This is a genomic window from Leisingera sp. ANG49 (genome assembly GCF_059694505.1).
On the sequence record NZ_JCATZN010000006.1, the window covers coordinates 191,774 to 202,628 of the forward strand.

7 protein-coding genes are annotated in these 10,855 nt (G+C 65.8%); all 7 read right to left on the bottom strand.

Annotation, left to right across the window (positions count from 1 at the left end; genetic code table 11):
- Window positions 1-23 precede the first annotated feature (23 nt).
- Window positions 24-1,571: a sensor histidine kinase gene (locus AC58NV_RS19205; RefSeq protein WP_497228559.1), complete on the bottom strand. Its 1,548-nt coding sequence runs from the start codon at window positions 1,569-1,571 to the stop codon at window positions 24-26.
- Entirely contained in the window at window positions 1,556-2,251 is a 696-nt protein-coding gene (locus AC58NV_RS19210; RefSeq protein ID WP_497228560.1) for a response regulator, read from the bottom strand. The genes AC58NV_RS19205 and AC58NV_RS19210 overlap by 16 nt, the downstream gene beginning before the upstream one ends.
- A gap of 13 nt (window positions 2,252-2,264) precedes the next feature.
- Complete coding sequence (locus AC58NV_RS19215) at window positions 2,265-3,791, bottom strand: DUF4153 domain-containing protein (RefSeq protein WP_497228561.1); 1,527 nt, start codon at window positions 3,789-3,791, stop codon at window positions 2,265-2,267.
- Window positions 3,792-4,031: 240 nt separating this feature from the next.
- Window positions 4,032-4,703 (bottom strand): TetR/AcrR family transcriptional regulator, encoded by a 672-nt coding sequence (locus AC58NV_RS19220; RefSeq protein ID WP_497228562.1) that lies wholly within the window; start codon window positions 4,701-4,703, stop codon window positions 4,032-4,034.
- Between the two features lies 1 nt (window position 4,704).
- Window positions 4,705-6,261 (bottom strand): trimethylamine methyltransferase family protein, encoded by a 1,557-nt coding sequence (locus AC58NV_RS19225; RefSeq protein ID WP_497228563.1) that lies wholly within the window; start codon window positions 6,259-6,261, stop codon window positions 4,705-4,707.
- Between the two features lie 4 nt (window positions 6,262-6,265).
- Window positions 6,266-8,671, bottom strand: a complete 2,406-nt coding sequence (locus AC58NV_RS19230) for a GcvT family protein (protein ID WP_497228564.1) — start codon at window positions 8,669-8,671, stop codon at window positions 6,266-6,268.
- 143 nt (window positions 8,672-8,814) lie between these two features.
- Window positions 8,815-10,855, bottom strand: a 2,041-nt coding sequence (locus AC58NV_RS19235) for a 2Fe-2S iron-sulfur cluster-binding protein (protein WP_497228565.1), incomplete at its 5' end; no start/stop codon positions are given.

Sequence of the window (10,855 nt, forward strand, 5' to 3'; positions counted from 1 at the left end):
GCTGCTGGGCGGCCCGGCTGTTTTCAGCGGAAGGTCAGCCGGAAACAGGCGCCGAGGCCGGAGGGGACTACATTCAGGGTGCCGCCAAGGGCCTCTGCCGTTGCCTTGACGATGTTGAGGCCCATGCCGGTGCCGCCGCTGTCCCGCCGGGTGGTGAAGAAGGGCTGCAGGATCTTGTCTGCATTGCCTGCGCTGATGCCGGGGCCGTCGTCTGCGATCTGAAGACAGGTGGCGGTGCCGTCCTGACAGGCGGTCAGCACGACCCCGGTTGCGCCATGCTGCTGCGCGTTTTCCAGCAGGTGGGTCAGGATAATCTGAAGGGTGCGCGTTTCCAGCGGCAGCGGCAGGGTGCCGTTCTCTACTTTGACGGCAAGGGCCGGGAAGGCCTGTGACATCTGCGGATGGATTTCGTTCAGGCAGCAGCTTCCTGCCATCGCGCTTTGATCGGCCAGGCTGAAGGCGCGCATGTTGGCCAGCAGGTCCTCCATGCGTTTGCCGCCCTTGTCCACGGTATCCAGCAGCCGGTGTTTCTGTGCCGGGGGCAGATCGTCGTCGCGCAGCAGCTCTGCCGCGCCTTTCAGGGCGGTGAGAGGCGATTTCAGCTCATGCGTGACATGGGCGGTGTAGGTCTTCAGCGCGTCCTGCTTGTTTTGCAGGCGGCCGGTCAGCGACTGGAAGCTGTGGCTCAGATCCTCGATCTCGCGGGTGCCAAGCTGGTCCGGCGGCTCCCACGTTTGGTTGCCGTGGCCTGCCAGTTGGCTGCGCTGGATCAGCAGTTGGATCGGGCGGGTGATGAAACGCCAGAACACGTAGCCGATGAGCATGGTGGACAGGGCAACAAAACCCGCGGCTTTGGCGAGGTTGAAGCGCTCGCCATAGAGAAAGCGGAAGATGTGGTTCGGGGTGCGGCTGAGGTAGACCGCCCCGATCAGGGTCTGGTCAACAAAAACCGGCATCGCCACGAACACGCGCACCCGGGCGCCGCGGCTGAGTGTGTAGAGCGCGGGCGGCGCATCCGCGCGCAGGCGGGTGCGCGCAACTGAGACGGTTTCGCCTGCCAGTGCGTCCTGCACCTCTTCAACATGGCCCAGGAACGTGCCGGTTTCGGCGGTGCCTGCAAAGACGTTGCCGCGGGCATCCAGGAACCGGTAGCCGGCCAGCGTCTGCGCCTGCGCCGCATTGGCGATGCGGGTCAGCGGAGTAGCGATTTTGCGGTAGGGGGCGCCCGCAGGACCAGAGAGCGGTTTTGCGTCGGGGCGGGGCGGCAGCACGGTTTCGCTGTTGACCGACAGCGACGGAAACACCGCGTGTTCGCCGGAGACGGCGCGCACGCGGGGCGGTTCGGTGCCAGCCGCGCCTGCATAAAGCTCAGCATAGGCCGCTGACATCACCGCGGCCTGGGTCAGCAGGCTTTCCTCGGTCTGCTGCACCAGCTGGCTGTCGTAGAAGCGGAACAGGATCAGCCCGGCAAAGGGCAGGCACAGGACCAGCGCCAGCACCAGGAGCACCACCGCCCAGAGCCGCGGCCGCCATTTGCGGGTCATCCCGTTGCGGTTCAGGCTGGGGTGCATGCGCCCATCCTGAGGCCGACGCCGTGGACGGTCACGATCCCCTCGGCGCAGCCTACCTGCGCGAGCTTGGCGCGGATGTTGCGGATATGGCTGTCGATGGTGCGGTCGGAGACATGGATGTTGTAGCCGTAAAGAGCATCCACCAGCTGCGCCCGCGACAACACGCGGTCAGGGCGGGCCATCAGGGTTGCCAGCAGCCGGAACTCCGACCCGGTCAGGGGCACCGGCGCGGCGGCGAAGCGGCACAGGTGGCGGTCCGCATCCAGATGAAGGCTGCCCTGCGTCAGCACCAGTTCGGGCTGCGCCGGGGCAGCAGGGGCGCTGCGTTTCAGGATCGCCTTGATCCGGGCCACCAGTTCGCGCGGGGAGAAGGGTTTGGTCAGATAGTCGTCGGCGCCCAGCTCCAGCCCGACGATGCGGTCGATCTCGTCATCGCGGGCAGTGAGGAACAGGATCGGCACGTCGGAGGATTTGCGGATCTCGCGGCAGACCTCCAGCCCGTCTTTTTCCGGCAGGCCGATGTCCAGCACGATCAGGTCGGGGTTTGCCTCCCGGCTTGCGTTCAGCGCGGCGAGGCCGTCGCTGGCAAATACGGTCTCATACCCAGCCTTTTCCACCGCGAAGCCGGTCACCTCAAGGATATCGGGATCGTCATCGACAACTAGAATGCGGGCTGGCATCAAATGGGGTCCTTCAATTCTGCTGCTGATAATAGGCTTGGATCCGCCACCTCCGAAAGCCCCATTCGCGCCAGTTGGTGATGGTGTTCTTGTACAGGTCATAGTGCATTGCGCTGCCGCAGACCTGCTGTCCGGTTTCGGTTTCAAAGGCATGGACAGCGGGGTAGGCACCGGCGCCGAGGCTGCAGATGTAATAGCTGTCCTGTTTCACCAGCGTGCTGCCATGGGTCAGGTTGTAGCGGGCGATGACTTCGGCGAAGTTCACGAAGCCGCAGATGTAGAGGGTTCCTGCAAGGGCGGCAAAGCAGCGGCGCAGCAGCCAGGCATTTCCGTGGCCGCGATGGATCTGGACCACGGTCAGCACCAGCCCCGCCAGCACCAGCGCCATCCAGATGAAGGCAGCAATCCGCAGGTAAGTCAGCGCATAGGCCCCGATATAATGGTGCAGCCGGATGGCGGCGGTCAGCACCAGGAACATGTTCTGCGCCAGCCAGAGGTAGACCAGGGCGCGCAAGCTGCGGTCGGCGCCGGTCATGTTGCGCGTCACCAGCGTGAATACACCGGCCAGCAGCGCCGTCACCACCAGCGGGTAGGAACCGCGGTGGGCGTAGGAGGCATAACTCATCCCTTCAGGCAAGGACACGCCGCCGGTCAGGATGCCAAGGTCCATCACTGTCTGGACCAGAAACAGCAGGTTAAACAGCACCAGCGAATTGCGCACCGAGACCGGGTTGATCAGAAAGGCGGCCCGGCTGGGGGCTGCCTTCTGCGCGGAGACGGGCGGTGTTGAACTGCCCAGCCATGTCCCGCTGAGGTTGAGGCAGGGCCACAGCAGCGCCGCCGTCACGGTCCAGAACAGGAGCCGCAGCCAGAATTCCAGCTCGAACAGGCGGCCCGGGTCCAGCTCTGCCAGAAGCTCCTCCAGCACCGGGTTGGCGGCAGCCAGAAGCATCAGGAAGACCGCGCCCATGAGCAGCGGCAGCGCCATCGCTGTCACCTGGCGGCGGGCGCCTGAGCCGAGGTCCGTGGCAGGCATGGCGCGGACGGCATCGCGCAGCAGCAGCACGGCGCCGATGGTTGGCAGCCGCAGGGCGGTGCGCAGCGCCACTCGCTCGCTGACGGCTGGGCCGTAGACCGCCCAGGCCGTCAGGCAGATCAGGCCGCCGAGGCTGAGCAGAACCGACAGGAACTGCAGCTCAATGGCGGCAGGCAGGTTACTGAGCACAGCAAAACCTGCCGCCCCGGCCCATTCCCGGGCCGTTGGCCGCCGCGGTTTCATCGCCATGACGGCAGCAGAGAGTATCAGCGCAAAGACCGCGATCGAGATGCCCGCAGGCTGTTCCCAGAACAGCCAGTCGGCAATTGCGACCAGCGATGCCAGAAGCGGTATTGCGTGACGTGCCCGCAGTGAGGCAAACAATGGCCCGCCGCCTTCGTGGCGGCGGGGCTGAGCCTGCGGCGGCCCGCCAGCCGCTTCCAGCCACCACGCGTCCAGCCTGATGCTGTCGGGCACACCGTGAATAATCAGTTCCTGCCTCATGTCCTGTCTCCTGCCTGCAAGTTTCTTTGCCTGGCAGGATGACTGCAGCACTTGCAGCTTTGGCGTGCCGTGTCCGCAGATTTCAGGAGGCTTTTGTGCAGAAATTGTGCATGGAAGCAGCGTCAGCCTGATGACGTTTTCCGGGTATGCTGCCGTCTGCGTCCCCTCGGCGTGCATCTGGCGTTTGCGGCCGCGAGCGCGGCGGGCCGGCCCCTTGCTCCGGCCTACGCCGTAAGCATATCAGGGGGTCATCTTGCTTTCGGCAAAGGCACGGGCAGCGGCCACCGCCTTTTGGTCCGGCTCAACGCCGGTGAAGCCCAGCAGATAGCCCTCCAGCCGGGCGGTGCGGGCCTGCATCGGCTCGCGCACCTCCAGTGCGTGGTAACCGCACTGCATGAAGTAGAGGATCCGGGCGCGGGCCTCCGCCTCGTAGGCGGAGTAGCCGTGGCGCTCGAACATCGCCGTCACCGCCTGCAGCCTTTGCGCATCCGCCGCGTCGAACCGGTTGCGCACCTTGCCGTCGCGGCGCGACCATTCGCGGACCGCGAAGTCCAGGGATGCGTCGAACAGGTCCGGGTCGACAAAACAGCGGAAGAAATTGCAGACCGCCCAGGAGATATTGGCGGCGGGCAGTTCGCAGTGGTCGAGTATGGGCGCGGTATTGCGCGCCTCCCAATCGTCTAGCAGCGCCTCCAGCAGATGTTTGCGGCTTTTGAAGTACCAGTAGAAGCTGGAGCGCGAGACGCCGAGCCGTTCGCCGATCGCCAGCACCTTGACCCCGGCCACCCCTTCGCTCACCAGCAGGTCGCGGGCCACGTTCAGCCAGTCCTCCGGCGTGACCTTCACATGGCCGCTGAGGGGTTCCTTCTCGGGGTTGTCCCGGTGCAGCACCGGGGCGGCGCGTCTGGCCATGTCAGCTCTCCGGCGGGGCGCCGCCTTCTGCGGTGCGCTTGGCGATGAAGGCTTGCAACGCTTCAGCGCAGGTTTCATCCGTTGCCGGGCGGTTATCATGTGCCAGGATATCCTTCCAGACCCGGGTGGCGCGCTGGTTGGCGTCCAGGGCACCGCGTTCGGTCCAGGTGCCGAAATTGGCGTAGTCATGCACCACCGGCTCATAGAACTCGGTGCTGTAGCGTTCCATGGTCTGGGGGGCGGCAAAGAAATGACCCTGCGGCTCCACCTGTGCCAGCGCGCTGGCGTAGCCGATTTCGTCCGTTCCGGCTTGGGCGCCTGCGCAAAGCTCGGCAATCATGTTCAGGATTTCGGCGTCGGTGACCAGTTTCTCGTATGAAACCGAAAGCCCGCCTTCCAGCCAGCCGGCCGAGTGGATGATCACGGTGGCGCCGGCCATCAGGCAGCCCCAGAGGCCCATCTGGTTCTCATTGGCTGCTTGTACGTCGTTGGTGTTCGAGGCTGACCCCGCCGCTGACCTCCAGGGCAGGCCGAGGAAGCGTGCCAGCTGGCCTGCCGCCAGCGACGCCTGGAAATGCGCAGGCGTGCCGAAGGCCGGGGCGCCGGACTTCATGTCGACATTGGAGGTGAAAGTCCCATAACACACCGGCGCGCCGGGGTTTGTCAGCTGAGTCAGGGTCAGCGCCGCCAGCACCTCGGCATGGCTGAGGGTGATGGCGCCGGCCACGGTGATTGGCGCCATCGCCCCCATCAGGGTGAACGGCGTGATGATCGAGACCTGGCCGTGCCGTGCAAAGTCGATCAGACCTTGCGCCATCGGAATGTCCAGCGTGCGGGGGCTGTTGGTGTTGATGATGGTGTAGCAGCGCGGCTCAGACCGGAAATCAGCGTCCGACAACCCGCGAAAATCGCGGATCATCTCGAAGCAGTCCATCACCTGCGGCGTGCCGCGCGAAAAGATGAAGGGGAACTTGTCGGTCCGGGTCATCTGCGCCTCGGTGGTGAAATAATGGCGCAGGTGGATGGGGACGTCCTGCGGCTCCACCTGGGGGGAGATCATGTGGAAGATGTCGAAGTGATGGGTGAGCTGCAGGTATTCCAGGTAATCCCGGGCTGAGCCGGGGCGGCGGCCGCGTTCCAGATCGGTGGCATTGGGGGCGCCAGCGCCGGCCTGGAACACCAGGCTGCCCAGCTCCAGCGTGATATCGCGGTCCCGTGCCCCGGCGCGGCAAGTGATCGAGCGGGGGGCAGAGGCCAGCGCCGCCTCCACCACGTCGCGGCCGATATAGACCATTTCGCTGTCTTCATCGACGCGGGCGCCGCCCTTGGCGTAGATCTTGCGGGCCTCCGGCAGCAGCACCTTCATGCCCAGTTCCTCGAGCATCTTCAGCGCGGTTTCATGCATGTCCGCGATCTGATACGCCGGGAAGACCTCCATCAGCGGGAAGGGGTTCTTTAGCTGACGGTAGTTCGCCTTGCGCTGCGGGGCCGGGGCGGCCTCGGCCCCGCGGCTGCGCCGCCGGCGTCCGCGGGCATTGCCTTCGTTTTCGATGGTCATCGTGTCAGCCTCTCATCGCTTTGCCGGACGGGTCGTAGTGGGAGGGCGCAATCACGCGGGCGGCGCGTTCCTGGCCCACGATGTGGACGGTCAGGTCTGTGCCTTCGGCAGCGGCATTGCGGTCCACCATCGCCATGGCGAGCGACTTGCCCGTGGTGTGGCCATAGCCGCCGGAAGTGACAAAGCCGACACGGGTTTCGCCCTGCCAGACCGGTTCGTAGCCGCTGGCGTCGGCATCCGTGGCGTCCACCTCCAATGTCACCACGGCTTGTTCCGGGCCGCCTGCGTCACGTTCCTTCAGCGCTGCGCCGCGGCCGATGAAGTCCTTGTCCCAGTCGATCCAGCGGTCCATGCCGGTTTGCGCTGCGGTGTAGCCTTGGGTGAATTCCGCGCTCCAGATGCCGAAGCTTTTCTCCAGCCGCAGCGATAGCAGCGCGTTGAAACCGTATTCGCGGATGCCGAGGTCGGCGCCTGCCTCCAGCAGGGTCTCGCGCAGGGTGATGTGCTCGGCGGCGGAGCAATGGAGCTCAAAGCCCAGTTCACCGGCGACCGAGAGGCGGCCGACCTTGAGGCGCAGCATCCCGATGTCGAAGGTGCCGCAGCCCATGAAGGAGAGGTCCGCGATGGGGCCGTCTGTCAGCTTTTCCAGTACCTTGCGGCTGTTCGGGCCGGAGAGGCTGAAGCCGGTGATGGCGTCGGTCACGTCGCGCACCTCGACGCCGTCGCCCATGTGGTCCTGGAACCAGCGCATGTGCCATTCGCGCAGGTAATAGCTGCCCATGATCCACCAGGTGCCATCCCCCCAGTTGAACACGGTTAGATCGCCCTTGAGACGGCCTTCGGGCGACAGCATCGGCGCCAGTTTGGCACGGCCCGGGGCGGGGAGTTTCGAGGCCATGACGCGGTTGAGCCAGGCTTCGGCGCCGGCGCCTGAGACCTCAAACCGGGAGAAGGCGGAGATGTCCAGGAGGCCCACGGCCTCGCGCACGGCCTTGCATTCCTCTGCGACGATTTCAAAGGCGTTGGAGCGTTTCAGGGTCGGGGTTTCGGTGAAGTCTTCCGACGGGGCAAAATAGAGCGGGACTTCCAGCCCGTAGCTGGCGCCCCAGCGGCAGCCTGCGCGGGTCATGTCCGAGTAGGCGGGGGCTTTCTTCAGTGGGCGGCCTGCGGGCAGCTGCTCGTTCGGGTAGGTCATCACGAAGCGGCGGGTGTAGAACTGGCCGGTGGTTTCCTTGATGAAGCGCTTGTTCTGGGCGTAGTCGCCGAAACGGGCCACGTCCATGCCGAATACATCGGCCTCCGGCTCGCCGTGGATCATCCATTCGGCCAGAGATTTGCCGACGCCGCCGCCCTGCAGGAAGCCCGCCATCACACCGCAGGCGCACCAGTAGCCGGGCTTGCCGCGCACCGGGCCGACCAGCGGGTTGCCGTCGGGGGCAAAGGTGAAGGCGCCGTTGACCCAGGTTTTCACACCGGTGGTCTGCAGCGCCGGGTAGCGTTCGAAGCCGAGGGTCAGTTCGCGCTCGATCCGGTCGGGGTCCTCCTGCTGCAGCTCGAACCCGTATTCCCAGGGCGCGCCGTCCATCATCCAGTGCTCGTGGTCGATCTCGTAGATGCCCAAGAGGATGCCCTTCTGGTCCTGGCGCATATAGGTGAAGCCTTCGAGGTCCACGGTCATCGGCACCTCGAAGTCGAGCTGTTCCAGCTCGGGGATGGTGTCGGAGATCAGGTAGTGGTGGTTCAAGGGCGAGACGGGCAGTTCAATGCCCGCCATGCGGCCCACCTGTTTGGCCCAGAGGCCTGCGGCGTTGACCACATGTTCGGCGTGGATGGTTCCCTTCTCAGTGACGACCTGCCAGCCGCCCTCCACCTGGTGCAGCTCCAGCACGCGGTTGTGCTCGATCACCTCGGCGCCGCGTTTCTTGGCGGCGCCGGCATAGGCGTGGACGGTGCCGGTGGTGTCGACATAGCCCTCGCGGTCGGCCCACATGCCGCCGAGGATGCCCTCGGTGGACATGATCGGGCAGAGCTCTCCTGCCTCCTGCGGTGTGATCAGGCGGCAGTCGTCGATGCCGATCGACTGGAAGGTGCGATAGGCTGACTGCAGCCATTCCCAGCGGTCCGGGGTGCCCGCCAGCGTCATGCCGCCGGTCATGTGCATGCCGACGGATTGGCCGGATTCCTGTTCGATTTCGGACAGTAGGTCGATGGTATAGGCCTGCAAGCTGGCGATGTTGGGATCCGCGTTCAGCGCGTGAAAGCCGCCCGCGGCGTGCCAGCTGGATCCGGCGGTCAGAACCGAACGCTCGATCAGGCAGACGTCGGTCCAGCCGAACTTGGCCAGGTGATAGAGAACGGAGGTGCCGACAACGCCGCCCCCGATGACAACTGCACGATAGTGCGACTTCATGGCTTTGCTCCCTGTCTGACACCGCCGGGCCAGCGGGGAGGCCCCCGAATCTGCCCTTTGGACATTGCTGTCCAATTCATCGGCGATCCTGGACACACTTGTCCAGAGTAAACTTGCGCGGTGGTATCAGGAGCAGGGCAGGGTCAGAGATCCAGCTCGATCGTGTCTGTTGCCGGGACCGCACAGCAGATGAGCGCGTCTCCGTCCTCGGGCGCGGCGGAGGGCGGGGTGCGGTAGGCGAGTTTACCTGCAAGAAGCCGGGTGGCGCAGCTGCCGCAATTGCCACTGCGGCAGCTGAATTCCGGCGTCAGCCCGTGGCTTTCGGCCAGCTCCAGCAGGGTGCCGCCCGCCGGGGTCCAGGGCTGCTCAAACCCGGATTTCCTGAAGCGGACGATGGCGGAGTCTGCTTCGGGTACCGCGTCCCGGAGGCTCGGTGCGTCTGTGGCGCGTTGTAGTGCGGAAGGCCCGAAGGCCTCGGCATGGATATCTGTGTCCTTGACCCCAAGGCCCAGCAGGCCGTTATAGGCCGCCTGCATGAAACCGCCCGGGCCGCAGAGGTAGATATCGGCGTCCTCCTGCGGCAGCACCTGCTGCAGGACGCCGGCGCTGAGGCGGCCAGCGTGGTCGAAGTCCCGGCCTTCCGCCTCTCCCGCGGCAGGGGTGCTGATCAGCGAGACATAGCGGATCTGCCCGCCGCAGGTTTGCTCCAGATTGCGGAATTCGCGGGCAAAGGCGCGTTCCTGAGTGGTGCGGGCCGCGTGCAGGATGGTCAGCGGGCGCATCTGCCGGGTGCGGACCCCCTCGCGTAGCGCGTGGCGCGCCATGGCGATCATCGGGGTGATGCCGACGCCGCCGGCGATCAGAACCGCCGGGCGGTCCGCTGTGGTGTCCAGGAAGAACCCGCCGCGCGGCGCCTTGGCCTCGATTACCGCGCCGGTTTGCAGGTGGGCGTGCAAGTGGCGGGATACGGTGCCGGCCTCCTCGCGCTTGACCGAGATGCGGTAATGGCCCTCGCCGGGGGCGGAGGACACGGTGTAGGTCCGCACCAGCGGCTTTGCCGCGCCAGGCGGCGTGATGCGGATGGTCAGGAACTGGCCAGCCTCGGAGGGTAGCAGCGGGCCGCTATCCTCCGGCTCCAGGTAGAAGGAGCGGATCACGGTGCTTTCCATCTCCGTCCGTACAACCCGGTAGGGGCGCCAGGCATTGCGCTGTTCCTCCAGCTTGGCGCGGGCCTCGGCCTCTGCCCAGGTGTCGGTCATCAGCGTATTGGGCGAAAAGGCACCGCGTTCGGCGCGCAGGGGCAGGATGCCTTCCAGCCAGGTGCCCTTGTGCAGGGTGAACCGCCAGCCGCGCTCAGCGCCGTGGAAGGCGGTGACCTCCGGGTGTGTTTCATCCAGCAGCTCGACGGTGCCGGTCAGTAGCAGCAGGCTGCCGGTGGTGAAGTCCGGGAACACCAGGCCCGCGCGCGGGTTCAGCAGGAAATTCCCCAGCGTGTTGAAGTGGTTGTTGCCCGGGAAGTCTGGGATCGTCAGGCTGTTGCCGTCGATGCGGACAAAGCCGGGCCGCCCGCCGCGGTGCGAGACATCGACGCCTTCGCGTTCCGGGCGGCTGGCGGCGGGGATGTGGCTGGCGACAAAGAACATGTCGGCCCCGGCGATCAGCGCGGTATGGCTGCTGTCGAAGCCGGTGAAGTGCTGAGGCTGCGCGGGGGCGTGCTGTTTGGCGGGTTCAAGCCCGCGCAACTGGATGTACTGCGGGCAATTGCCGAAGGACTGGTCGACGCGCAGGATAAAGCCATTGGGGCCGGCCGCAGACACCCGCCCGTTGACCCGGTTTCGGCGGCGGCTGTGCAGTTCGATACCAAGCATCCCAAGCGCGGCGCCCTCGCGGATCGCGGCCTGCACCGGATCGCGGGTGTCAGGCTGCAGCGCGATATCCAAGTGCTGCGAGTCCGGTGAGGCGGCAAAACCGGGCGGGCCGCTCAGCAGGCTTGCCCAGGGCCAGCCTTCGCTGTCCACGGCGCCAACTGCCAGGAAAGGCAGCTGGGCATAGAACAGCCGGTGCTGGTCCGGCATGAATGAGCGGATCACCCTGCGGCCGAAGGTCTCCATCATCTCGCGCTTGCCGGTGCGGCGCTGCATTTCCTTTTCGCCATCATGGAAGGGGGAGGGGGTGTTTGCGTCG